24 protein-coding genes and 2 pseudogenes are annotated in these 24,427 nt (G+C 62.2%); 11 read left to right on the plus strand and 15 right to left on the minus strand.

Features of this window, described 5'->3' with window-relative positions:
* The 8 genes and pseudogenes from AC1DN0_RS06335 to AC1DN0_RS06370 all read right to left on the minus strand — a co-directional run.
* Positions 1-82 (minus strand): annotated as a pseudogene (locus tag AC1DN0_RS06335) (ABC transporter ATP-binding protein); the annotation flags it as partial.
* 50 nt (positions 83-132) lie between these two features.
* Positions 133-822 (minus strand): DUF2848 domain-containing protein, encoded by a 690-nt coding sequence (locus tag AC1DN0_RS06340; RefSeq protein ID WP_441628977.1) that lies wholly within the window; start codon positions 820-822, stop codon positions 133-135.
* 27 nt (positions 823-849) lie between these two features.
* Positions 850-2,052 carry an ABC transporter substrate-binding protein gene (locus tag AC1DN0_RS06345; RefSeq protein ID WP_441629096.1) on the minus strand — a complete coding sequence of 401 codons (1,203 nt, stop codon included), beginning with the start codon at positions 2,050-2,052 and terminating at the stop codon, positions 850-852.
* 81 nt (positions 2,053-2,133) lie between these two features.
* A complete protein-coding gene (locus AC1DN0_RS06350) occupies positions 2,134-3,480 on the minus strand; it encodes an amidase (protein ID WP_441628979.1) in 1,347 nt (448 codons plus the stop codon).
* 2 nt (positions 3,481-3,482) lie between these two features.
* On the minus strand, positions 3,483-3,863 hold the full coding sequence (locus AC1DN0_RS06355) for a cupin domain-containing protein (RefSeq protein WP_441628981.1): 381 nt from the start codon (positions 3,861-3,863) through the stop codon (positions 3,483-3,485).
* A 46-nt stretch (positions 3,864-3,909) separates the two neighbouring features.
* Positions 3,910-5,391, minus strand: coding sequence for a 4-hydroxyphenylacetate 3-hydroxylase family protein (locus AC1DN0_RS06360; protein WP_441628983.1), 1,482 nt, complete (start codon positions 5,389-5,391; stop codon positions 3,910-3,912).
* Positions 5,392-5,424: 33 nt separating this feature from the next.
* Positions 5,425-5,952 carry a flavin reductase family protein gene (locus tag AC1DN0_RS06365; protein WP_045241263.1) on the minus strand — a complete coding sequence of 176 codons (528 nt, stop codon included), beginning with the start codon at positions 5,950-5,952 and terminating at the stop codon, positions 5,425-5,427.
* Positions 5,953-6,106: 154 nt separating this feature from the next.
* Positions 6,107-6,595, minus strand: coding sequence for a lecithin retinol acyltransferase family protein (locus AC1DN0_RS06370; RefSeq protein ID WP_441628985.1), 489 nt, complete (start codon positions 6,593-6,595; stop codon positions 6,107-6,109).
* A 380-nt stretch (positions 6,596-6,975) separates the two neighbouring features.
* On the opposite strand from AC1DN0_RS06370, the gene AC1DN0_RS06375 reads away from it, so the two are divergent.
* Complete coding sequence (locus AC1DN0_RS06375) at positions 6,976-8,199, plus strand: IscS subfamily cysteine desulfurase (protein WP_441628987.1); 1,224 nt, start codon at positions 6,976-6,978, stop codon at positions 8,197-8,199.
* 32 nt (positions 8,200-8,231) lie between these two features.
* On the opposite strand, the gene AC1DN0_RS06380 is transcribed toward AC1DN0_RS06375, so the two are convergent.
* Entirely contained in the window at positions 8,232-8,774 is a 543-nt protein-coding gene (locus AC1DN0_RS06380) for a MarR family winged helix-turn-helix transcriptional regulator (protein ID WP_035864451.1), read from the minus strand.
* A 529-nt stretch (positions 8,775-9,303) separates the two neighbouring features.
* On the opposite strand from AC1DN0_RS06380, the gene AC1DN0_RS06385 reads away from it, so the two are divergent.
* Positions 9,304-10,197 (plus strand): MipA/OmpV family protein, encoded by an 894-nt coding sequence (locus tag AC1DN0_RS06385; protein ID WP_477103017.1) that lies wholly within the window; start codon positions 9,304-9,306, stop codon positions 10,195-10,197.
* Positions 10,198-10,379: 182 nt separating this feature from the next.
* Here the strand turns inward: AC1DN0_RS06385 and AC1DN0_RS06390 are convergent, their stop codons facing one another.
* From AC1DN0_RS06390 to AC1DN0_RS06415, 6 genes are all read right to left on the minus strand, one after another.
* Positions 10,380-10,928, minus strand: a complete 549-nt coding sequence (locus tag AC1DN0_RS06390) for a lipid-binding SYLF domain-containing protein (RefSeq protein WP_441628991.1) — start codon at positions 10,926-10,928, stop codon at positions 10,380-10,382.
* A 66-nt stretch (positions 10,929-10,994) separates the two neighbouring features.
* On the minus strand, positions 10,995-11,330 hold the full coding sequence (locus AC1DN0_RS06395; protein WP_441628993.1) for a hypothetical protein: 336 nt from the start codon (positions 11,328-11,330) through the stop codon (positions 10,995-10,997).
* 1,533 nt (positions 11,331-12,863) lie between these two features.
* On the minus strand, positions 12,864-13,211 hold the full coding sequence (locus AC1DN0_RS06400; RefSeq protein ID WP_477112005.1) for a YkgJ family cysteine cluster protein: 348 nt from the start codon (positions 13,209-13,211) through the stop codon (positions 12,864-12,866).
* 100 nt (positions 13,212-13,311) lie between these two features.
* Entirely contained in the window at positions 13,312-14,457 is a 1,146-nt protein-coding gene (locus tag AC1DN0_RS06405) for a DUF1275 domain-containing transporter (RefSeq protein ID WP_477145603.1), read from the minus strand.
* 65 nt (positions 14,458-14,522) lie between these two features.
* The gene (locus AC1DN0_RS06410; RefSeq protein ID WP_477103020.1) at positions 14,523-15,338 is read right to left on the minus strand and encodes a fused MFS/spermidine synthase; all 816 of its coding nucleotides are present in this window, start codon (positions 15,336-15,338) and stop codon (positions 14,523-14,525) included.
* Between the two features lie 34 nt (positions 15,339-15,372).
* A complete protein-coding gene (locus AC1DN0_RS06415) occupies positions 15,373-15,624 on the minus strand; it encodes an HPr family phosphocarrier protein (protein ID WP_441629001.1) in 252 nt (83 codons plus the stop codon).
* 156 nt (positions 15,625-15,780) lie between these two features.
* On the opposite strand from AC1DN0_RS06415, the gene AC1DN0_RS06420 reads away from it, so the two are divergent.
* The 9 genes and pseudogenes from AC1DN0_RS06420 to AC1DN0_RS06460 all read left to right on the plus strand — a co-directional run bounded on the left by AC1DN0_RS06420 (position 15,781) and on the right by AC1DN0_RS06460 (position 24,332).
* Positions 15,781-15,984 (plus strand): CopG family transcriptional regulator, encoded by a 204-nt coding sequence (locus tag AC1DN0_RS06420; RefSeq protein WP_035864406.1) that lies wholly within the window; start codon positions 15,781-15,783, stop codon positions 15,982-15,984.
* Positions 15,985-16,173: 189 nt separating this feature from the next.
* Positions 16,174-16,512: a hypothetical protein gene (locus AC1DN0_RS06425; RefSeq protein ID WP_441629003.1), complete on the plus strand. Its 339-nt coding sequence runs from the start codon at positions 16,174-16,176 to the stop codon at positions 16,510-16,512.
* Positions 16,513-16,895: 383 nt separating this feature from the next.
* Positions 16,896-17,045, plus strand: a pseudogene (locus tag AC1DN0_RS06430) (ribbon-helix-helix protein, CopG family); the annotation flags it as partial.
* Between the two features lie 123 nt (positions 17,046-17,168).
* A complete protein-coding gene (gene hyfB / locus AC1DN0_RS06435) occupies positions 17,169-19,193 on the plus strand; it encodes a hydrogenase 4 subunit B (protein WP_441629005.1) in 2,025 nt (674 codons plus the stop codon).
* A 7-nt stretch (positions 19,194-19,200) separates the two neighbouring features.
* A complete protein-coding gene (locus tag AC1DN0_RS06440; protein WP_441629007.1) occupies positions 19,201-20,148 on the plus strand; it encodes a respiratory chain complex I subunit 1 family protein in 948 nt (315 codons plus the stop codon).
* A 1-nt stretch (position 20,149) separates the two neighbouring features.
* Entirely contained in the window at positions 20,150-20,809 is a 660-nt protein-coding gene (locus tag AC1DN0_RS06445) for a formate hydrogenlyase (protein WP_477103023.1), read from the plus strand.
* Position 20,810: 1 nt separating this feature from the next.
* A complete protein-coding gene (locus AC1DN0_RS06450) occupies positions 20,811-22,265 on the plus strand; it encodes a hydrogenase 4 subunit F (protein ID WP_441629011.1) in 1,455 nt (484 codons plus the stop codon).
* 4 nt (positions 22,266-22,269) lie between these two features.
* Complete coding sequence (locus tag AC1DN0_RS06455; RefSeq protein ID WP_477145604.1) at positions 22,270-23,817, plus strand: hydrogenase large subunit; 1,548 nt, start codon at positions 22,270-22,272, stop codon at positions 23,815-23,817.
* Positions 23,817-24,332: an NADH-quinone oxidoreductase subunit B family protein gene (locus AC1DN0_RS06460; RefSeq protein WP_441629015.1), complete on the plus strand. Its 516-nt coding sequence runs from the start codon at positions 23,817-23,819 to the stop codon at positions 24,330-24,332. The genes AC1DN0_RS06455 and AC1DN0_RS06460 overlap by 1 nt, the downstream gene beginning before the upstream one ends.
* The last annotated feature ends 95 nt before the right edge of the window (positions 24,333-24,427 follow it).

A 24,427-nucleotide genomic window follows, 5' to 3' on the forward strand; every position in this document is an offset into this window, starting at 1 on the left:
GGTTGACGTCGCTCACAGCGGTGAAGCCGCGGAACGACTTGGTCAGGCCGCGCGTTTCTAATATGGAATCTTCGTGGGGCATCGTTTGTTCGCCTCTGGCATGCATCGGGAATGCGGATCTGGCCGGCGGCCTTATCCGTGGACGGGCAGCGCCTCGACGGCGTAGGCATGGTGCAGCGAGCGAGCCAGCACCGGATCCTCCAGTTCGATCTCGAAGCGATCCGCCGGCCGGATGCCACCGATCGCGGCCAGCGTGCCGCACAGCATGGCGGTRCCATCGTCGAAACTGCCGCCCTGCTCCGCAAACCTGTCGAGCAAGTCCTGGGGCGAACGCATCGCCGTGACCGGCCCCTGCTGGTACAGGACCCGCTCGCCGCCGATGGTCGCGTAGGCACGCAGGACAAGCTGGTCCCAGTGCTTGCCGATGTCCGCCAGACGCCAGAGCACCTGCGCGCATGGCTTGTCGCACATCTGCTTGGACACCGTGATGCCGTAGGTCTCCACCTCCCGGTCCGTGTGGTCCGAGGCGATGCCGACGAAAATTTCACCCTGGTGCTTGATCAGCAGGAACTCCACTTCGCCGCTGCTGGCGCCTCCGCTGACCTGGATCGCGGGCTGCGATTGCAGCCGGTCCGCCGCAACCCGGTAGAACACCGGGGTGGCCGATGGCCGCCTTACGCCCAACGCCTCCAGCTCGCGGATGTGCTTCTCCATCGCGTCGGCATCTCTCCCCGTCCAGCCCGCGATGACAAGCTGCCTGATGTCCACAACGCGCTGCCACCTGCCAGTGCGTGTCTCAATATCGAATGTCAGCATGTTCATGTCTCCGTAGTTGCTAGTTGCTAACCGTCACTTCCTGATCAGCGCGCATTTGCTTGCCGAAATCGGCCGGAATGCTTCGCTGGCTGGAATGACCTGCTTGATCTTGTAGTAGTCCCATGGTTTCCTGGACTCCTGCGGCGTCTTGACCTCGGCGAGATACATGTCATGCACCATCAGCCCGTCGGCGCGGATCTTTCCATTGGCCGCAAAGAAGTCGTTGACGGGGCTGGACTTCATCTTCGACACCACCGCGTCGGTCTCGTCGGTGCCCGCGGCCTGGACGGCCTTCAGGTAGTGCATCGTCGACGAGTACACACCGGCTTGCACGAGCGTGGGCATCTTCCTGGTCTTGTCGAAGAACCGCTGCGACCAGGCACGCGTGGCATCGTCTCGGTCCCAATAGAAGGAAGTGGTCAGCATCATCCCTTGTGCCGCTTGCAGGCCGAGACTGTGGATGTCGCTGATAAACATGTGCAGTCCCGCCAGCTTCTGCTTTCCCGCGCCGCCAATGCCGAAGTCCCGGGCGGTCTTCAATGCGTTGACGGTATCGCTGCCGGCGTTGGCCAGGCCGATCACCTTGGCGCCCGATGCCTGGGCTTGCAGCAGATAGGACGAAAGGTCCGGGGAATTGATGGGATGCTTTGCCTTCCCGATCACCTTCCCCCCTACCGAGGTCAATGCATCGACCGCGTCTTTCTCAAGGGACGCTCCCAACGCGTAGTCGACCGTCAGGAAGTACCAGCTGTTGTCGCCGCCCTTTGACAGGGCTTTGACGGTGTTGGCTGCAAAGGCATAGGTGTCATAGGAATACTGGATGGTGTAGGGCGAGCAATCCTCGTTGGTCAGCCTGGTCGTGCCGGCGCCGCTGGCAATCACCAGCTTGTGCTTCTCCCTGCCGAGATTGGACACCGCGAGCGCCACCGAGGACGGCAATACGTCCTGGATGACGTCCACCTTCTGGTTGTCGAACCAGTCGCGCGCGATGGTCCCGGCCACATCGGTCTTGTTCTGATGGTCGGCGCTGACCACCTTGATGTCCGATCCCAGCACCTTCCCGCCGAAATCGTCCACCGCCATCTGGGCGGCCACCAGTGACCCTTTTCCACCAATATCGGAAAATATCGACGACATATCCGTCAAAACACCGATCTTCACCACGCCGTCGCTGATCTTGCCCGGCTGGGCCGCGGCGAGCGCCGAAGCGCCCAGCATCGTGCCGGCCAGGAACATCGGCTTGAACCGAAAATGAAACATGATCTCTCCTCCTCGTTGTCAGAAGCCGACACAAAGCCTTGCCGGCGGATAAGGCGTCTACTCCTCGTGGCTACGCAGGATGCACTCCATGCCCATGCCGATGGCGAGTAGTCGCCGGTCCGCCATCGGCTGGCCGAACAGCATCAGCCCGACCGGTGCCTCGCCCGTTTCATGGCACGGCATGGTCAGTGCGCACAGGTCGAGCACATTGGCGATGGCGGGATTGCGCAGCAATAGCCGGTTGGCACTAAAGAACGCGGCGTCATCGGCCAGGTCGGCAATCCGCGGTGCCGCGATCGGCACGGTCGGCAGCACCACTGCGTCGAACCATTGCAACTCCCCTTGTGCCTCCCGGCATAGCGCTTCGCGCCGGGCGCGCATCCGCAGGTAATCCGCCGCGCTCTGCTGCTCGCCCATCCGGATGCGCGACAGGACTCGCGGGTCGTACCGATCCGCCTGGGCGGCGACCCGCCCGGCATGCCACGCGCTCGCCTCCGCCGCCACCAGGCCCCCGTTGATGTTCAGTTCCGGCAACTGGTTCCAGCTATTGAAGGCAACCTCACGCAGCAAGGCGCCGGCGGCAGCCAGCCGGCCAAGAGCCCGCTCATAGGCACTGGCGACTTCGCCGGAAAGCCCGTCGAGCACCACGTTCCGTGCCACGGCCAGCCGAAGGCCACGTACCGGCCTTGCTGTCAACGGCACCTCCGGTTCCCCCGCCATGACCCCGTCGAGCGCGGCGCAGCAGGCAACCGTCTGCGCCAGGCAACCGATCGAGTCATAGCTGGGCGACAGCGGCACCGTGCCCTGCAGCGGCACCCGGCGCGCGGTGGGCTTGAACCCCGCGATGCCGCAGAGCGCCGCAGGAACCCGGCACGAGCCGCCCGTATCCGAGCCGATCGCGGCCACGGCCATGCCGTCCGTCACCGACACCGCCGCCCCGGACGAGGAACCGCCGGGAATGCGGCCAACCGCGCGCTCGAACGGATTGCGGGGCGTGCCGTAGTGCGGATTGGTGCCAACCCCGGAGTACGCGAACTCGGTCATATTGGTGCGGCCGACGAAGACCGCGCCGGCCGCGCGCAACCGTGCAATCGCGACCGCGTCAACCGTGGCAGCCTGCTCGGGCAGCACGCGGGCGCCGGCCCGCGTGACGTCGCCCTGCACATCGAACAGATCCTTGACCGAAATCGGCAAGCCAGAGAGCCGCCCGACAACGCCTTGTCTGCGCAATATGTCGCTGGCCGTGGCTTGCTTCGACGCGGCCATGCTCACGCCGTGCGGATACACGCGAGCCCCCTCCCCGCCGGGATTGCAGGCGCGCTCCACGCAATCCGCCAGCAGCGACGCCGCATCGGCGGTGCCCGCCGAGAGCTGGCCCATCACGGAATCTATGGTCGCCACCATGATCAGGCCGGGTCGAAGTAATGGATTTCCAGCAGCATGCAACCCGCGTTCGACTTGAAGGGACCGTGATAAGCACCCGGCGGACGGCATGCATAGGTGTTCGGATCGAAAGCCCGCCCGCCCTCGCCGCGCTCGTCGTTACCGACGGTCAGGTCGCCGCTGAGCAGATACACTTCCTCCCAGTAGCGATGGACGAACGGCGCGGTGGTGAAGACGCCGGGCTGGAATCGCAGCAGGCGCGTGCGGCTGCCGCGGCCGCCGCCTTCGTCAAGGGAGCCGGAGAGTATCTTTTGCTGGATGCCCGAAGGATAGCCGGGAGGCACCTCCCAGCCGCTCTCCATATCAATGGTGTGAAACTCATCGTGAAGCTTGTTGATCGCCATGGTTATCTCCGTGGGTGTCAGCGAATCTCAAAAAGCGGCTGCCTGCTCAGGCAGCGCGCGCCACCTGGCCCAGCTCCGCGCCCAGCGAATAGCTGCCCAAGATGTTGTCGACCAGGTCGGTGGCCTTCTTCCAGTCGTAGGATCGATAGGCGTGCCCCTTGGTGACGAAGCCCGCGCCTGCATAGAACATCTCGTATTGGTTATGGCGCGATGCAAACTCGGACCCGACGGCGTCCCAGGCAAGCTTGAAGAACTTGACGCGCTCTTCCGGACTGCAGGCCGGCGACTTCTGCGTCTTGTCGATAATCGAGGCCAGTGCCGGGTTCTCGAAGTCGCGGATGCTCGACGGCAGCATGATCATTCCGCCACCCGCCAGTTCGCGCAGGGCGTTGAGGACCTTGGCGTAGAGCTGCTGGGTGATGACCTGCGATCCGTACAGCAGGTTACGGTCGGGCACGAAGTAGCCCTTCTCCATATGACCCTTGGATTCCATGCCATAGACCCAGGCCTCCACCATGGCCGCCTCGGCGGCGAGCTGGCCCAGCATCTCCCGCACCTGCGGGAAGGCATTGGTGCCGTTGACCTCGGTAATGCGCTGCGCGATGCCCACCAGGAAGCGCAGCTTCACCATCAGCCGGACCTGGCACTGGTAGTTCTGGTAGCTATGCGCCGGCGTGGCATGAAACTGCTTTGCGCACATGCCGACATCGCCCGCGATAAAGACGCGCTCCCATGGCACCTTGACGTCGTCGAAGTAAAGGACCGCGTCGTTCTCGTCGTAGCGGCTCGACAGCGGGTTGTCGAAAACCGAAGTCGCGTTGCCCTCGTACGATTTGCGCGACATGACTTTCAAGCCCTTGATGTTCATGGGCACGGCGAACGAAAGCGCATACATCTCATCGCCCTCGCGCAAGGGCTGGATGCAGCTGCAAAATACCTCGTTGGCCATGATGCCGCTGGTTGCCAGCATCTTTGCGCCGCGCACCGTGATGCCTTCGGCATCCTGGTCGACGATGCCCACCGCCAGGTACTTGTCTTCCTGCTCGTGCGCCGCCTTGGACTGGTTTGCCTGAGGATTGACGATGACGTAGGTGAGGAAGAGATCGTTGTCCCGGGCGTACTTGTAGTACTCGCGCAGGGCGCCGGCCCGGGCCCGGTCGTATTGCTCGAAGACGTCGATCCCCATGTACATGCCGGAAATGCAGGATGCGACATGGTCGGGCGAGCGGCCCATGAAGCCGTAGTGCAGTTCCGTCCAGGCCTCTAAGGCCATCCGGCGCTCGACCAGATCGTCGTAGCTCTCGGGCAGTTGCCAGATCCGGCTTACGCGCTCGCCGGTGTCCGGCGACTCGAAGGTCATCTTCTCGATGTTCTCCGGGCTGGCCTGGAAGTCGTAGAGGTTCGCGTAGCTGCGGATCGAGTTCCGGAATGCGGGGTCGGTCGTTACATCCGCGACCCGCTTGCCATCCAGATAGACCTCGCGGCCGTCGCGCAGCATGTCGATATGCCGGCTACCTGTCTTGACCATGTCTTCTCTCCTAAATACGTATCTGTCGTTGAATCAAGCGGCGGCGGGCGTCTCGTCGAGAACGCGATACCTGCCTCCGAAAAAAACCAGTGGCCTGCCATCCGGCCGGGCCCGGTGGCGAACGACGCGTCCAATAAAGATCACGTGGTCGCCGCCGTCATGGCGCGCATACGGCTCGCATTCGAAGGTGGCGAGCGCGTCGGGCAGGAGCACCGCCTGGCCGCTCCCCTCCGGGGCAATACCGATGCCGTCCCACTTGCCGGAGTTCGCCCTGGCAAAGCGGTTTGAAAGGTCTTGCTGGCTCGCCTCGAGCACGTTGACGGCATAGCGTGGCGTCGCGCAAAGATCGTCCAGGCTCAGGCAACGCCGGTCCACCGAGAACAGGATCAGCGGGGGATCGAGCGAGACTGAGTTGAACGACGCCACCGTGATGCCCACCGGTGCGCCTTGGGCGCGGGGCGCGGTGATCACCGCCACGCCCGTGGCGAACATCGCGAGCGTGCTGCGAAAGCGACGCTGCTCGTCGGCATCGGCGTCGCGCTGTGCATGGGTTTCGGCCATCATCCCTCCTGTATGGAAACCGTGGCGCGGATCGCATTCCGATCCGCTGCTTCACTTGTCGTTTTTTGCTTCGTTTATTAGCTTTATAACTTAGGTAGTATTGAATGCCAATCCATGCCGCCATTCAAGCTGGTGAAAACCCTTGGTTGTGGGGTCAGGCTTCGCGCAACGACGGACCCAGCGCCGCAAAAATGGCCCGGAGCAGGCTTGCGATCAGGGGAATCGATGTCCAGGGATGGTGCAGGCAGGCTTCCACCTGCTCGCTGCGGCTTTCGCCGGACACGCACCACGAACAGAAATGCTCGCAGTTGTTGGTGAGCAGACGGTAGTTTTCCTCGCCAAGCCGAGAGCGGGCACGGCGCATGGCCTCCTCGCCACTGTATTTGGCGTGCACGTGCGCCCGCATGCTGACTTCGCGGCCGCCGGAGAAGCGGTCTAGCGTGGTCTCCTCCACCGGGCCGCGATGCCATGCCGCGCAAAATCCGGCGTAGTGCACCACCCGGTTGCCGCCAACATAGATGCCATGATGGAAGTAGCCGCGGCGCGCCGTGACCAGATGCGCACCAAGCGGGAGCTCGCGCCCCGCCGCATCGCTGCCTGCGGGGGAGCCGAGGAGAACCTGCGTCTCGTCATCGTGGTTCATGGGCACCCCTTAACCGGGTTGGCGCAGTCCGGTCCCGCGGCGCCATTTAGCTTTATAACTTAGCTATTAATAAACGCTACTATTCATCGGTATGCAAATTGGTAAAAACCCTTGATGCAGTACTCATCGTTGGCACGCATGAAATCCGTCACGAACGCTGAAACCCTTTGCCGGCATGACTTTCCGGGCAATTGTCCGCGCGGCTTTCAACCGGATCCGGTTGATTCGGCGTTGCGGACAAGCCGACGAGCAACCCTACCGGCGGCATGGTGCCAACGTGTTTTTTCCCCGGCCGGCGGTAGACTCCCGGCAAGCTCTCGCCGCCGGCCCGCGCATCACGCGGACCAAAGGCGCATCAACCGCATCAGGAGAACCAAGGAATGCAGGACGCAGCCACCGCACGCCCGATCTACATGGACTACAGCGCCACGACGCCGGTCGACCCCAGGGTCGTCGACAAGATGGTGCCGTACCTGTACCAGCACTTTGGCAACCCGGCCTCGCGCAGCCACAGCTATGGCTGGGAAGCCGAGCAAGCCGTGGAGACCGCGCGCGCGCACGTAGCCGCACTGCTGAACGCGGATCCTCGCGAGATCGTCTGGACCTCGGGCGCGACAGAGGGGAACAACCTGGCGCTGAAAGGCGCGGCCCACTTCTACGGCGGCAAGGGAAAACACATCGTCACGGTCAAGACCGAGCACAAGGCCGTGCTTGACACCTGCCGGGAACTGGAGCGGCAGGGCTTTGATGTCACGTATCTCGACGTCGAGGAAGATGGCCTGCTTGACCTTGGCAAGCTGCGCGCCGCGCTTCGCCCGGACACCATCCTGGTGTCGGTCATGATGGTCAACAACGAGATTGGCGTGATCCATCCGGTTGCGGCCATCGGGAACCTGTGCCGGGAACACGGCATCCTGTTCCATTGCGACGCGGTGCAGGCGGCCGGAAAGATCCCGATCGATCTCCAGGCGCTGAAAATCGACCTGCTGACCGTGACCGCGCATAAGGTGTACGGTCCAAAAGGCATTGGCGCGCTCTACGTCCGGCGCAAGCCGCGGGTTCGCATCGAGGCGCGAATGCACGGCGGCGGGCACGAACGGGGCATGCGTTCCGGCACGCTGGCGACGCACCAGATCGTGGGCATGGGCGAGGCATTCCGTCTCGCCAGGCTCGAACTAGCCGAGGAATCGCGCCGCGTTGGCGCATTGCGGGACAAGCTGCTGGCCGGGCTCGAACAACTCGACGAGGTCTACGTCAACGGCAGCACGTCGCACCGGATCCCGCACAACCTCAACGTCAGCTTCAATTTTGTCGAGGGTGAGTCACTGATCATGGGGATCAAGGGCGTTGCCGTTTCATCCGGATCCGCGTGCACATCGGCATCGCTGGAGCCCTCTTTTGTCCTCCGCGCGCTGGGGCGCAGCGATGAACTGGCGCACAGCTCGATTCGCTTTACGCTTGGGAGGTACTCCACGGAGGCGGAAGTGGATCAGGTGATACGGCAGGTACGGGACACGGTAAGCAAGCTGCGCGAGCTCAGCCCGCTATGGGATATGCATCAGGAAGGCATTGACATCAGCACGATCCAGTGGGCGGCGCACTGAAGCCACTGCGTGGACAGCCGCGTGAGCGAACATCACGCTTTTTGCTGCCGCGCAAGAAGGTGCGCCAGGTCGAGCGAGGCGCGATCGCCATTCGCCACAAGGCGATCCACCACCGAGCACAGGACCTTGAACTCGGTGCGGTTGACGCCTTCGAAGAGGACGTCATTGATACGTTGCTGCACCGGCGTCAGCTCGCTCAGCAAGCGGGTGCCCGCCGCTGCCACCGTAAGCAGCATCTTGCGCTTGTCCTCGGGGTGGGCCTTCTTGTCGATCAGGCCGAGCTTCTTGAGTTTCCCGGTTTCGATGGTAACGAACGGACCGCTCAAATGCAGATGCTCGGCCAACTGGTTCACCGTCACTTCGCCTTGCGCGGAGAGATGCGCGATTGAACGGATCAGCGAATACTGGACGCCGGTCAGGCCGATCAGGCTGCCGAAACCATCGCGCACGGACAGCAGGCGGGCGGCGAACGGCAGCAGGCCGTTGACCAGGTGCCGGAACTCGCTATCCGAGCCATCGACCAGGCATGCGGGATTGGTAATCGTCAGCGCCTTGACCTTGGTGTTCGTTGCCATACCTCACGCACTCCTTTAGCTAACTAAATTATCTTTTCCAAAAATAATACCAAAAAATTGGCAATGCACGTGCTACCCCTCTGTTGAGGAGGCGGGTCGGCGGGGATTCGCAGAACATCCGCCACATCCCTGACGACCCGTTGATTTGTCGAGGGAATCCAGCCTTTCCGGCACACGGATGCCCGAATAGCGCCTGGAGCAGCATATCCCCGTAAATGCCGGTCGAAGGGGCGAAGCGGTTTTGGCAGGGAGTAGACCTTGGCGGCCGCTCGCCGGGCCGATCTCCGCGACATCCGCCCACGCCTTTGCGTCGAAGCAGAACTTCGCGATGGCGCACCGACTACGACTCTCCGCAAGCCATATCCCGCGCAGTGCTCCAACGTAAAAATGTGCACGAATTCGTCGGATTTGGCGCGCGCATGGTGAAAACAGCGCGCATGCATGGCTTTCGCGCACTACCCTACTTGTAAGATGGCAGCCAGGGTCTCTACAGAAATCAGGTCGCCCCAACATGTGAAACGGAGGTGGTGTGTCGAACCGTCACACGAAGCGGATAGGTCGGGCGAGCGGCCATGGAAGCAGGCTGGCGCACCATCTTCTCGCCGCGCTGCTGGCCACCTTCGCCGGTTTCATCGCCCCGGCCCGGGCACAAACACCATCACCTGCCGCCGAATGGCAATACTCGGCCGGTGTGCCACTGATAAAGCTGTTCGAGCGGAGTATTCCCGAATGGGAAGTCCGGCTGGGTCTCGGCACCAGCCTGCGGCCGAGGTATGACGGCGCCCAGCAATATCATTGGCTGGTCGGCCCAAGCATCGATATCCGTTACGGCGACCTGTTCTTTGCCTCTACTGGCGAAGGCATTGGCATCAATTTGCTGCGCGCGACGCACTGGCGTGGCGGCGCCGCCATTACCTATAACCTGGGGCGACGGGCAGCCGACGATCCCGGGCATCTGAACGGCATGGGCAATATCAACGTTGCCCCGGAAGCCAAACTGTTTCTGGAATATGCCGTATCGAAAGAATTTCCGCTGGTGGTCCGCGCCGATCTCCGGCGCAGCATGGGTGGTACCGACGGATGGATAGGCGATCTGGGTGTCTATTTGCCGCTGCCGGGCAGTTCGGAGAGGTTCTACTGGTTCGCTGGTCCCACGATAACTTTTGCTGACGCCCGCTATATGAATGCGTGGTTCGGTGTCAGCCAACTCCAGGCGGCGCGTTCTGGCTACCCCCAATACAATCCCGGCCCGGGACTTGTGTCGTACGGTGCCGCCATCACTACGGTCTGGTACTTCCGCAAGCACTGGTTGCTGACCGCCGACACCGCAATAGGGCAACTGGCTAGCAGCGCGGCGCACAGCCCGATCACGCAGCGGGCAACCAACTTTGTCCTCGATCTATCCATCAATTACGAATTCTGAATGCCCCATCGACTCTGGCATCCCGCGATGCGGGCTCTCCAAGGGAGTCAGTAGACAATAGGCTCTGCCCCGCAAACATGGAAGAAAAGCCACTGCGCGTTGGCAATATCCGCTCCGATGTCGTAGCGCGCCTAAATTCCGGGCAATTCTCCATCCCGCTCCTTAAGCCGGAGCGGCCAGGCTCAGTTCAAATCGTCGTCCTTGTAGTACTTGGTCCCTTTAGCGGTGAGTTCGATCGCCAAGCCTTTATCGGTAAGCTGGTAGAGCCAGACGCCAGGCCCCACGGCTATCGCCCCCTGGTACGCGCTGCCCTTGTCGCCGGCTTTCGCCGCGGCGGTTGCTTGCCCACCGAACGTCCACCCGGACGTGATGAAATCGTTCAGCGCGGTCTCGTTCTCGAATACCCAGACCAGCTGGAATTTCTTCACGCCCATGCCGAGGCCGGCCTGGACCTCCGCCATCTTCATATAGGTCATGGCCTTGGTCTTGTTATTGACCGCGACGCCCTCGCCCGACCCTCCGCCAGCGAGGAGGATCTTCATGCCGAAGTTGCTGAACGCCGCATAGCCTGCCTCAGACTCCACAGCCTTGCGCGCCGACGGTTGCACCCTGTAGAGGGCAGCCAAAGAATCCTGTGCCGCTTTGCGTACTTTCCCCTGCTTTTCCTCCTTGCTAGCGCCAAGCGCGATAGCCGGCATGACCGATAAGCAAGCCAGCGCCAGAATTACCATGCGACGATTCATACCCCCCCGATAAGCGTTGCTGCGTTTGCGCGGGAGTAACAGCGGCTCCCAGGCCTACGGGCACTGGCTGATGGCGCTAGCCGCATTGCTGTCGGTGCCGCGGAAACCCACCGATGAACCGGACCCACTCGCGCCTTGGCGTACGATGGCGGCCGAGCCGCTTGGTGGTTGCTGGCCTGGAACGTAGACATCGAATGCCTGGTCGTTAGCGAGCATGTACTGCATGTAGACCACCTGGCCAGAGCTGTTCGCCCATTTAGACCCGATGCATTGAGCGGCCGCTTTGGGGGCAAGCTGACTTTGGCCGACGGGACGAACGTCTGACGGTGGTGGCGGTGGGGTGGCGCACCCGGAGACCGCAATGGCCAACGCGATTAAGGGATATTTCATGTTAGCGACTCCATATCAAATCGCACAAAGCACGGACGTCGGTACGAGAGTCATCCGGTGCAAGGGGTTTCCATGCCGCGCAGCATGCCGACGAAACCCTGGCTCGAATGGCAGTTCCGCTGCCCCCAAGTTAGCGCGTCCGCATCACAGGTTTGCACTACTCCTATTCCTAGACTGCAAGTACATAGTGTCACACCGACACTATGATTCAATTGGACCTTGGTCCTACACAGCGCGTACGGGAACGGTCCTTCCGATCACTCCGGCTCGTCAAGCCCCTTTGCACATGTATACCTAACGCAGCACGGCGGACCGCGCGAGGATAAATAAGCGTAGCGCCTGGCCAGAGGTTAAAGGCGAACTTATCGAGTCGGCGGCGGGCGTCTACGGCCTTTTGATTTACATGCTTCCCACCCATGAACGCTCCGTAGGTTGAAGATGTAGCGGATGTCGATCTGGTCCTTGATGACGTCTTCGCCTATGATCAATTTACGGAAAAATATGAAAAATCTCTGGAAATTTTCCTGAAACCATCCTTTTTGGCTCCCTTCTTTTCACTGTCGACCATAATCCTGTTATAGGATATTCACATCATGAAAAGATATTATCCTCTACTTTTCTTCTGCGCTGCGATATCATTTACCTCGACAGGATGCGTGAATCGCCCATCTTTTTCCGGAGAAAATAGTGTTAGCACAGCAGGAAGAATAGTAGATTATGCCGGAAACAAATATATAGATTCTTGTGGCGGGATGGCACCAAATGTCTCGGCCACAACCCAGACCATTATCATTTGGGCTAGGCCAAGGAATCCCCCAGGCAGTGTTAGTTACGTGACCCAACCGAGTCAGGGTTTGAACGTGCCTCAACAATCTGTCGTGTGCAAGGTTAACTACAAGATTCTTGAGAACAATAGCGCCGCTCAAGCGGGCTTCTGGGTCCAGGATGGGAAAACGAGATATAGCGCAGTTGCCTGCGGCGGATTATGGGAGGTACTCACCGGGATTAAAGTCATGATTTGCCCTTACATAACAAGTAGGGATGCGGCAAATCAGCCAAACTCCGGTTGCACTCCGCTCGACAATCTGTATATTGGCTCCGATGCACCCCATGAGCTTATTTGCAATTAGATATTTCGATAATTATGAATAATGTACGATTCGACTTTGCGCGTTCTTCGGGCCGCCTGCCTCACGTCGATTTTCGAAAAACAGTATTTCAGCAGCCTGCCAACCTTACTGTTTGATCGGCCTGTCGCCTCGCGATGTCACCGGGCGGATCGGAAGCGCCGATGAAGCGCGAGCCGCGTTCGTCCCCGCCGTGCGGCCATTGACGAATTGACACGGCGTGAACACGCACGAACTCGGGTCGCTTTGACGGCTGCCGGCATGACGTCCCACGAGAGTGGGGTACGGCATCGCTCGCCAATGCCGTTTACACCCAAGCTAATATGTCGAAATCGCGCGTGCTCCTCGATGTTTCTGGAAACCGCGAAAGGGATCGAGCAAGGAACGTCGCTCGTCAAGACCTCCCTCAGACTAATACATGACGTGTTTCAACGAAGAAGCGTTGAATCCGGCGATCTATATCAGGATCGACCATCAACTCCGGCCGGTTTCCATTCGGGCAGGCCAGCCGGGGCGTCGTGCCAAACAGACGGCAGATCAACGGGCGCTCGGCATAAACCTGGCAACCCTTGCTGCCAAGATGGGGGCAACTTAGGTTTTCAAGCGCAGCTTCGTGCTCGGCATCGCTTTTTACGGGAAGCCTCGACATCTCCTCCGTCGACGCCATCACTGGCCCACAACAGTCATGGCAGCCAGGTGTGCATTCGAATGAGGGAATCCGTGATCGAAAAAATCTGATTTTTTGACTGGTCATTTCAGTCACTCGAGTCATTTGAGCGTCCCCCATTTGAGCGTCCCGCTTCATTGGCCTGCCCACCTGCCTGCGATTGACCTGGTGGCCGGCGGCGCACGCATCAAATGCGCAGCCGCGCCAGCCAGGCCACTGCCACCGCAGCCGCGGAAAGCCAGAGCGCAACAATCACGGCGACCGCAATGCGGCTGCCGGGACGCTCCGCAGCGAGCGCGGCGGCGGCCCGATGCTCTTCCATCACTTCAAGCGGGATCATCCGGACCACCAGCAACACGCCGAGGGGCACCAGCACCACATCGTCCAGATAGCCAAGAATCGGGATGAAGTCCGGAATCAGGTCGATCGGAGACAACGCATAGGCGGCGACCAGCATGGCCAGCGCTTTCGCATACCAGGGCGTGCGGGGATCGCGCGCAGCGAGYCACACCGCGTGGACGTCGCGCTTCACCTCCCGTGCCCATGCGCGCGCGCGGGCGGCCAGCCGCGGAAGGAAGTCCGAGCGCAACATGTGGCTTCGCACGTCATCCATGACAGGTACGGCACCAAGTGCGAGCAGCAATGTGGCCAATGGCAGGGTGACACTGAACCCAACATGCCTGAACCCTACCGCCCCGACTACACCGCCGGCAAAGAACAGCGCGACCAGCGTAACGAGCACCCGCAGCTTTCTCCGGTCGGCCAGCACCGTTGGCTTGGCGGAATTGGCCCTGGCCAGGTTCCAGTAGAACAGCTTACCCAGTTCAATGCCGATGTCGGTGACCATACCCGTTATGTGCGTGGTGCGGATCTCGGCCTTCGAGAGCTTTGTGATCATGGCATTCTGCAACCCCATGATGAAGCAAAGCACCATGACCGTCGCCGGCACGAACAGCCATTCGTGACGCTCGAGATTGCTGCCCAGCAGACCGAAACACACCAGCAACACGGATTCAAGCATCAACGGCAGCGCGAATTCGCTGTGCAGGCGCTCGCGCCGCCCCCAGTTGATCAAAATCGCAGAGCAGGCCGCACCCGCCAGAAACGATAACAAGGCACCCAGGCCGTCCAGGATGAGCCCGATGCTGCCGAGCGCCAGATTGTCGGCCATGGCGGACACTATGCCCGACATATGGGAGGTGTATTGCTGCACCGCCAGGAATCCGCCTGCGTTGGTGGCGCCTGCCACAAACGCAAGATAGCGTGCCAGTTGCCGGTCGGCCTCCGGACTGCGTTCCCTCCCGGTCAATCTGCGCAAGTATGGAATCGGCATGGTCACATCGGTGAGCGTTACCTTCAGTTCAGACCGCGTCTATTCGGCATCGGCCGGCGAACGCGTCAGCCCGCGAGCTTTTGCCAGAAGTTGTGATCCGCCGCCAGCCGTTTGCCCTGTTTCAAGCGACGCGCGGCCGAGCGCAGATTCAGCGGATGCGTGGTTTCCAGAGCGCGCGCACGCATCAGCAATTCGTCCAGCGAGGGAAGTGCCTGCGCGCCCTTCCAGGCGAACAGCGCGTAGTTGCAACTGTCCTCAGAGGGAGAAATGGAAAAGGAGTCGCCGAACACCGAACGAATTTCTTCCATATAGAACGGAATATCGGCATCGCTGTCGATGAAGTTGGCGACCAATACTCCATCGTCGGCGAGCCTAGCGTGGCACGCCGCGTAGAAGTCCGCGCTGCCCAATTGTGTTGGCATGCCATGGGCGAGAAAGCCATCCACCAGGATGACCTCCGGCCGCGCGCCCTGACTCTTGACATATTCGGCGCCATCCGCGCAAACCACCTCGAGCCGTTCGTCGTCGGGCGGAATGTGAAACGTATCGCGCAGGGCAATCACCGCCGGATCGATTTCGATGGCGACAACCTTGGCATCCGGCAGATGCCGATAGCAGTACTTGAGCAATGATCCCCCGCCGAGGCCGATCATCGAAATCCTGGCGGGCGCCGGCTGCAACAGTAAAAACGCCATCATCGTCCGTGTGTAGCCAAGAACAAGCTTGTCGGGATCACGCCGCGACATGACGCTTTGCGTTGCCAGCGCGTCGAAATGCAGTGAAAGCGCAAGCGAGGTTTCCAACACCGTCGGCGTGCCGTCGTTGGGCGCTTCGGACAGAAACTTCAAGTAGGCTTCAAAGGACGTGCGCGTGGGGTCCATCTGGGGGGCTCGATCGGGCGTGGTATTCAATTCGTCACTCAGTCAGCAGGGCGGCAATGACTTTCACGGCAGCAACTTCATCCGGTCCGGTGGCCCGAATATGCACCTCGGTCCCCGCCCGTGCCGAGAGCCGCATCACCTCCATCACATTCTTGGCATTCGCTGTGCAGTCATTACTGACAAGCAGGATCTCGGATTCGAACTGAGCGGCGGTAAAGGTTAACCGCGCTGAGCCCCTGCCTTGCAAGCCCATGCGGTTCGTCATTTCAATTGTCGCGTTTACCACATCGCCCTCGGATAAGAAGCGGCCCCTAAGCAACTTGCAAACATCACGTCCTCTGGCTTGCCGCCATAGGCCGGACAAGACCGGCTGGCATGCCGGAACATCGTCAAGTTGTATATAATGATAACGCTATTATCATACAACACTATTCGAGAGCGCATGGAATCCAAGACCGCCCGTTTCACCGTGTTGATCGACCCCGTGAAGAAGAAGGCCTTTGAATCGCTGTGCGCGGCGCAGGATCAGACGCCGTCACAGGTGGTGCGCCAGTTGATCCGCGACTATCTTGAGCAGCATGGCGTGGCTTACGCCACGCGGCCCCAAGTCGGTACCACGCTTCCGGCCAGGAAGGACCGCGAGTGACCAATGTCCGCGTCGCGGACTACCAGCATCAATCCGCAGTTCCACTTCGAGGTCGCATCCGGCAAAGGTCCGCGCAAGGGCACCGAGATGCCTGCCCTCCCTGCGAGGTGCCGACCGGAAGGCAACGCTTCCTGCCGTCACGGAATGCCGCGGCCGCCGTCAGGCCCTTGCAACAATCGGGAGAGATCCATGCACAAGCCGGCGGTTAGTTATCGCGTCACTCCGCGCGCAAAGGCGCTCGTCGACGGCAGTTTCCAGCCGAAGGTGCTGGTGGCCATCTACCGGGGTGATGCCCTGCTTAGAGATGTCACGCTCTACGCGCGCGGTGGCTCTTGTCCGTTACGCGCCACCGCGGCAAGGCTTGCCGAAGCGCTGGCCTTGCGGATTCAGGCGGTACTTCAAGCGGTGCTTGAGGACATACAAGAGACGGATGACGTCGCCACGGCCGCCATTCAGACACTATTGCGCCGTATTGGACTCAGGACGAGCCTGCGATCCGTCACCATGGGCGATGCCGGCGCCAGCTAGCCGGGTTCGGGAAGAGGCATTGGTGGCGCAAGGACGCAGCACCGCATGTCCACGCCCCCTGTCAAGCATCCCAATCCTCCACCTGCTCCACAAGCTGCTCCATGGTTGCTTCGCCAGCCCGTTCGCGCAAATGCCTCACGCGCTTTGATGCCTGCGTGGCTTATGTTAATCACATTAACATAGTGATTACACGTATGGCGCATTGAATTATGGTTCCTGGCATATGAAATCTTCATCCCGTATGCTAGGTTGTAACAAGCAAATGGCGACCGCCGCTGCCGATTCACCGGCAGTGCTCGGTGGCAGTGCCGAGCACCGCCTGGCAGCAGACATTCATGCATGATGTGATGCATCTGACCATCGTACTAGCACGTTGAGGCTCCATGGAGATCAAGACTGCTCGGCTGACGCTGCTCATCGATCCAAACAAGAAGGCCGCTTTCGAGCGCCTTTGCGCGCAACAGGATCTGACGGCATCGCAGGTGGTGCGCCAGCTCATCCGCGAGTACCTCGCTCAACATGGGGTCCAGTACGTGCCCAGCGGATTGAACTCGGACAATGTCGAGCCTGCCGGCGATGAGACAGTGCCACAAGCGCAGGCGCAGTCTGAAGCCCCGCCCGCCAAACGGCGCACCGCACGCCGCAAGGGCTAGGCCATGAGCAGCCTGCCCCCGGCCGCACAATGGCTCCATATCGACTGGGTGCTTATTGTCGTGGGGGCCTGGTTGCTGGTCGGGGCCGCGGGCGTTCTCGCGCTGCAGCGGCTGACCCTGGTGTCTCGCGTTCTCTTCCCTCTCGGTGGATTGCTTGGACTGGCGCTTTCCGGCTTCGCGCTCGCCTCGGTACACGGCACGCCGGAGGTCGCAGTACTGGCCATCGGGCTGCCGTCGCTGCCCTTCCACGTCCGGCTCGACAGCCTCTCCGCTTACTTCTTGATGGTCATCGGCGGCGCGACCGCGGGCATCTCCATGTTCGCGGCCGGGTATTTCCGCAAGGGCGAGGGCACGCCGCCAGGCTTGCTTTGCCTGGAATATCACCTGTTCCTGGCCAGCATGGCCGGTGTCATTCTGGCTGACGATGCCTATTCGTTCATGGTGATGTGGGAGACCATGGCGCTGTCGTCATTCTTCCTGGTGACCGCGAATCACCGCATTCCGGAGGTGCGCAGCGCCGGCTACATCTACATCACGATGGCGCGGATCGGCGCGATCGCAATTCTGCTCTGCTTCGGTGTGCTGCAGGCCAACACCGGTGACTACACCTTCGCCAACATGCGCGGCCAGGCTCTGACGCCCTTCTGGGCATCGATTGCCTTCCTGCTTGCCGTGTTCGGCTTCGGCGCCAAGGCCGGCATACTGCCCTTGCATGTCTGGCTGCCGGAGGCACATCCGGCAGCGCCCTCGCCGGTCTCCGCGATGATGAGCGGCGTCATGCTCAATACAGCCATCTACGGGCTGTTGCGCGTGTCCTTCAATCTGCTGTCCATGCGCCTGTGGTGGTGGGGTGCGCTGCTTCTGGCCATCGGCCTGGCCACCGCCCTGTTCGGCGTGGTCTTCGCCGCGGTGCAGACCGACATGAAGCGCTTGCTGGCCTACTCGTCGATCGAGAACATGGGCCTGCTGTTTGTCGCCATGGGCCTGACCCTGATCTTTTCGGCTTATGACATGAGGCCGATGGCGGCACTAGCCCTGACCGCGACGCTCTATCACGTCGCAAGCCATGCCTTCTTCAAGAGCCTGCTTTTTCTCGGCACGGGCAGCGTGCTGCATGCGACCGCCGAGCGAAGCCTGGGCAAACTGGGCGGATTGATACGGTACATGCCCCGGGTGGGCTGGCTCACATTGCTGGGGGTGCTGGCCAGCGCAGGCCTGCCTCCGCTCGGCGGTTTCGTGTCGGAGTGGCTGCTGCTGCAGAGCTTCCTGTTCACGCCCGGCTTGCCGATGCCACTGCTGACCATGCTGATTCCGGTGGTCGCCGCGCTGATCGCGCTGGTGGCGGCGCTGGCCGGTTATACGATGGTCAAGTTCTTCGGCGTGATCTTTCTCGGCCAGCCGCGCGAGCACAAGCTCACCCACCCGCATGACGCCGGCCCCTGGGAATGCGCGGGCATGGCGTGGCTGGCCCTTGGCTGCGTGGCGCTTGGCCTGTTGCCGACGCAGTTCATTCAGCTGATCGACCCGGTGACGCGACAACTGGTCACCGCCGGCCTGGGTGCCCAGGTAGCGGCAAGCGGATGGCTGCTGGCGCCGACCAACCGGGACCAGGCCAGCTATGGGCCGGTCATCTTCCTGCTCGGCATCCTGGCCAGCTTTGCCCTGGCCTACGTGCTCGTGCGCTGGCTGTACCACGGCCGGTTGCGCCGCGGCCCGCCGTGGGCCTGCGGGTTTCCCTGGGGCACCGCGCGCATGCAGGACACCGCCGAGGGATTCGGCCAGCCTATCCGGCAGATCTTCGAACCCTTTTTCCTGATGGAGCGCGAGCTGCCGACGCCCTTCGACGAACGGCCGCGCTACCGCGTGACCATTGAGGACCGCTTCTGGCGCTGGCTATACCTGCCCGCTGTCGATCTGGCCTCGTATCTGGCGCGGCTGGCCGGCTTGATGCAGCAGGGGCGCATCTCCGTGTATCTGCTGTATAGCTTCCTGACTCTGATTGCCACGCTACTGGCGGTGATGCGATGAGGTCTCCATGACAGTCACCGGCTTGCTGTCACAGTCGATCGAGATCGTGATATCGATCGCCCTGGCGCCGCTTCTGACGGGCTGGGTCAATCAATGCCGTGCCTGGTTGCAGAACAAATCCGCGCCTAGCCTCTGGCAGCCATATCGCACGCTGCACAAACTGTTCAACAAGGAATCGGTGGTGGCACACAACGCATCGCCGCTGTTCCGCGTCACGCCCTATGTGGTGTTCGGCTGCATGGCGCTGGCATGCGCGATCATCCCAACCCTCTCGACGGACCTCCCGCTGGCGCCCGCGGCCGATGCGATCGCGCTGGTCGGCCTGTTTGCGCTGGCACGGGTTTTCATTTCGCTGGCGGCGATGGACATCGGCACCGCCTTCGGCACCCTGGGGGCGCGGCGCGAGATGCTGATCGGGTTTCTTGCCGAGCCGGCATTGCTGATGGTGCTGTTCTCGGCCTCGCTGGTTTCCAAATCGACATCGCTCACTACCATCGTCGAGACACTCGCCCATCGCCAACTGGCGATCTACCCCGGGCTGGCCTTTTCCGGCGTTGCGTTCACCATGGTGTCGCTGGCGGAGAACGCACGCGTGCCGGTCGACAACCCCGCCACGCATCTGGAGCTGACGATGATCCATGAGGCGCTCATCCTGGAATACTCAGGCCGCCACCTCGCACTCATCGAGTGGGCCGCGAGCCTGAAGCTGTTCGCCTACTCGTGTATCGGACTCGCGCTGTTCTTCCCCTGGGGCATCGCCGAGGCCCAGGCGCCATCGTCCATGCTGCTGGCGCTGCCGGCGCTGCTGGCCAAACTCATGGTGGGCGGCATCCTGCTTGCCGCGCTGGAGACGGTGAGCGCCAAGATGCGCATCTTCCGCGTCCCGGAATTCCTGGCTACCGCCTTCTTGCTGGCGGTGATCGGCATGCTGGTGCATTTGCTGCTTGCCCGCTGACATGAGCACCCTGCTGACCCAGTTTGTCAACCTGCTCGGCGCGGTGCTGCTGATCCTGGCCTTCGGGATGATCTCGCAGCGCCGCATCCTGACGCTGATCCACCTGTTCACGCTGCAGGGCGCCACCCTGGCGCTGGCGACGGCCGTGGTCGGCTACGTGACCCGGCAGCCAGACCTGTACCTGTCGGCCGGCGTGACTTTCGCGCTTAAGGTGCTGCTGATCCCCTATCTCCTGCACCGGGTCATCACCCGGCTTGATATCCGCTGGGACGTAGAGACGCTGATCAACATTCCGACCATCATGGTGATCGGCATTCTGGTGGTGATCTTCGCGTTCAACCTGGCCATGCCGATCTCGCGGCTGTCGGTGAAGTTGGCCAGCGGCACGCTCGGCATCGCGCTGGCCTGCATACTGCTTTCGTTCCTGATGATGATCACCCGGTCGAAGGCGATACCGCAGGTCATCGGCTTCCTGGCCATGGAGAATGGATTGTTCTTTGCCGCGACCTCGGCGACCTACGGCATGCCGATGGTGGTCGAGCTAGGCATCGCGCTGGACGTGCTGATCGGCGTGCTGATCCTGGGCGTGTTCATGTTCCAGATCCGCGAGCAGTTCGACAGCCTGGACATCCGCCACCTAGAGAAGCTGAAGGAGGACTGAGTTGATCGCGCTAGCCTTCCTGCTTGCAACCCCGCTCGCCGGCGGGCTGGTGCTGGCGCTGGTCGGTCATCGCGATCATGCGCGCGACGTCAACGTCGTGTTCAGCCTGGGCACCTTCATCGCGGCCTGCCTGCTCACCGGGCGAATTATCGACGACGGTCCCACGCTCGCGTGGGACCGTGCGTTCTACATAGACGCCCTGAACGTGTTTCTCGTTACGCTGACCGCGTTCGTGGGCCTGACCACGTCCATCTTCTCGCGGCCCTACATGCGCGTGGAGCGCGACCACGGCAAGATGACGCCGCCGCGGCTGCGCCTGTACCACAGCATGTACCAGCTATTCACCTTTACGATGCTGCTGGCGCTGACCACCAACAATATGGGCATCGTATGGGTGGCGATGGAAGCCGCCACGCTGACCACGGTGCTGTTGGTCAGCGTGTACCGGACGGCGGCCAGCCTCGAGGCGGCCTGGAAGTACTTCATCCTGTGTGGCGTGGGTATCGCCCAGGCGCTCTTTGGCACGGTGCTGCTCTACATGGCGGCCGAGCAGGTCATTGGCCCCGAGGGCGGCGCGCTGCTGTGGACCAACCTCGATGCGGTCAAGGGCCGGCTGGACCCGAATATCATCACCCTGGCGTTTGCCTTCCTGTTCATCGGCTATGGCACCAAGGTCGGCCTGGTTCCCGTGCACAACTGGCTGCCGGACGCGCATGCCGAGGGGCCAACCCCGGTGTCCGCCGTGCTGTCCGGCCTGCTGCTCAATGTGGCGCTCTACGCCATCCTGCGCTGCAAGGTGTTGACGGACGGCGCGCTGAACAACCATCTCACCGGCCGCCTGATGATGGGCTTCGGCCTGGTTTCCGTAGTGGCGGCGGTCTTGCTCCTCATCCGTCAGCGGGACGTCAAGCGCATGTTCGCCTACTCCTCCATCGAGCATATGGGCATGATGACCTTCGCTTTTGGCATGGGCGGCCCGATCGCCAGCTTCGCCGGACTGCTGCACATGACGGTGCATTCGCTGGTCAAGTCCGCGATCTTCTTCGCCGTCGGCCATGCGGCCCAGCAAGCGGGAACCCAGGCCATGGACGAGATCCGCGGGCTGGTCCGGGTCAGCCCCACGGTCGGTTGGGGCCTGATGCTGGGCGTACTGGCCATTCTGGGCATGCCACCGTTCGGCGTGTTCGCCAGCGAGTTCCTGATCGTGACGACCGCGATGCGGGAACAACCCTGGGCCACGCCCTTCCTGCTGGTCGCGCTCGGCCTGGCCTTTGCGTCAGTGTTCAGCCGCGTGCAACCGATGGTCTTCGGCGAGACCACCCTGAAACCCCTGCCGCACCCGCCGGCGCTGGTCCCGGTATTCTTGCACCTCATACTCGGCTTGATGCTGGGTCTCTATATCCCGCCGTACCTGGATGCGTGGTACCGCCAGGCGGCCGCCATGCTGGGGGGTTGAGCACATGGCCCTGCCTGAACTCGGACTCGACCTGCATCGCCTCCCGGCACCGCTGCCGGTATGGCACGGGCTCGCCGGTCCCGATGCATGGAGCGCGGCAGCGCGCACGGTCGCGGACACGGGCGGACGACTGATTTCCGTGTGGGGCGCCGATCGCAGCGCTGCGGGCGGGACGTTGGCGGCATGCGCCGCGTATGCCGTACCGGATGGACTGGTCTGGCTCGAACTGCGGCTCGGCGGCCCGGCTCAGGGGGTTCCGGATCTGGCCGGCATCTTCCCGTGTGCCGGGCGGATGCAGCGCGCCATGGCGGACCTCTCGGGCATCCGGGTGCAAGGCAGCCACGACCAGCGCCCGTGGCTCGACCATGGCCTGTGGCCACCCGGGTCATTCCCCCTGCAACATGGGACGCAACCGCTGGCCGCCGCGGGCAGGCTGCCCGCGGACTACGCCTTCGTACGTGTCGATGGCGATGGGGTGCATGAGATAGCCGTCGGCCCGGTGCATGCCGGCATCATCGAACCCGGCCACTTCCGCTTCTCCGTCGTCGGCGAAAAGGTGCTGCGCCTTGAAGCCCTCCTCGGCTACACGCACAAGGGCATCGAACGCCGCTTCACCGAACTGGCGCCGAGTGAGGCTTACCGGCTCGCAGGCCGCATCTCAGGCGACTCGACCGTGGCCTATGCCTGGGCCTACTGTATGGCGCTGGAATCCGCCTCGGGGAGCGAAATACCGGCAAGGGCGGCCTCGCTGCGCGCCCTGATGCTGGAGCGCGAGCGCGTGGCCAACCACCTGGGCGACCTCGGTGCGTTGGGCAACGATGCCGGACTGGCCTTTGGACTGGCTCAGTTCTCGCGGCTGCGCGAGGATTGGCACCGGCTGTCCGGGGAAGCCTTCGGACATCGCTTCATGATGGATGCGGTGGTGCCCGGGGGTGTCGCGATCGATCCGGCGCCGCGCATGATGGACCGGCTGCGCAAGCAGTGCGACGGCATCGAGCGCGAAGTTCGCGCGTTGCGGCGCGTCTATGACCAGCATGCCGGACTGCAGGACCGGTTTCGCGCCACGGGCCGGGTAACGCCACAACTTGCCGCCCAGCTTGGCCTCGCGGGGCTCGCCGGACGCGCCAGYGCGCAAGCGGCGGACCTGCGCTGCGACCACGCATGGCCGCCCTATGACCGGTTAGACGTCACGATGGCCACGCACCGCGATGGCGATGTCGCCGCACGCGTGGCGATGCGCTTTGACGAGACCATTGAATCCCTGCGGCTTGTTCGCGCCATCTGCTCGGAACAGCCCGGCGGCACGATCCATGCCGGCATCCGGGCGCAGGACGCGATCTCCATCGGAGCAGGCTGGGTGGAGGGCTGGCGCGGCGAAATCYTTGTGGCGCTCGAAATCGGCGCTGACGGCAGAATCCTGCGTTGCCACTGCCATGATCCCTCCTGGCAGAACTGGCCGGTGCTTGAGCACGCGGTCATTGGCAACATCGTTCCGGACTTTCCGCTGATCAACAAGTCATTCAACCTCAGCTATTCGGGACACGACCTCTGATGTGGCGCATCCTCAAACAAATCGTCCGCACTGGCATCGTCACGGAGCCGCCCCCGGCCGTCGATGGCGATGGTGGCGCCGCGATGCAACGTATCCACCAGGACATCCTCGACATCCTCGGTCAGGCGCTCACGATCAGGGAGGTCGATGCAGGCTCGTGCAACGGCTGCGAGCTGGAAATCCACGCGCTCAACAACCCCTACTACAACATTGAGGGGCTTGGCATCAAATTCGTTGCCAGCCCGCGCCACGCTGACATGCTGCTGGTGACAGGACCGGTTTCGCGCCACATGGAAGACGCTTTGCGGCGTACCTATGACGCGACGCCAGAGCCGAAACTCGTGGTCGCGGTGGGTGACTGCGGCTGTACAGGAGGCATCTTCGGCGAGAGCTATGCGAGTTGCGGTCGCGTCGCCAACGTCATCCCCGTCGACGTCGCCGTGCCTGGCTGCCCGCCTCCCCCCATCGAGATCCTGCGGGGGATACTGACCGCCGTGCAGCGGCGCAAAAGCTAGATCCTCCACGTGATCCTCATGGAGGATGGCGACGGCATCTTTTAAAGGAAGCGCGGTCAACGCGGCCACGACGGCTCCGGGGGTCGTGCAGACCG

This window comes from Cupriavidus sp. 05N39, from assembly GCF_056397325.1.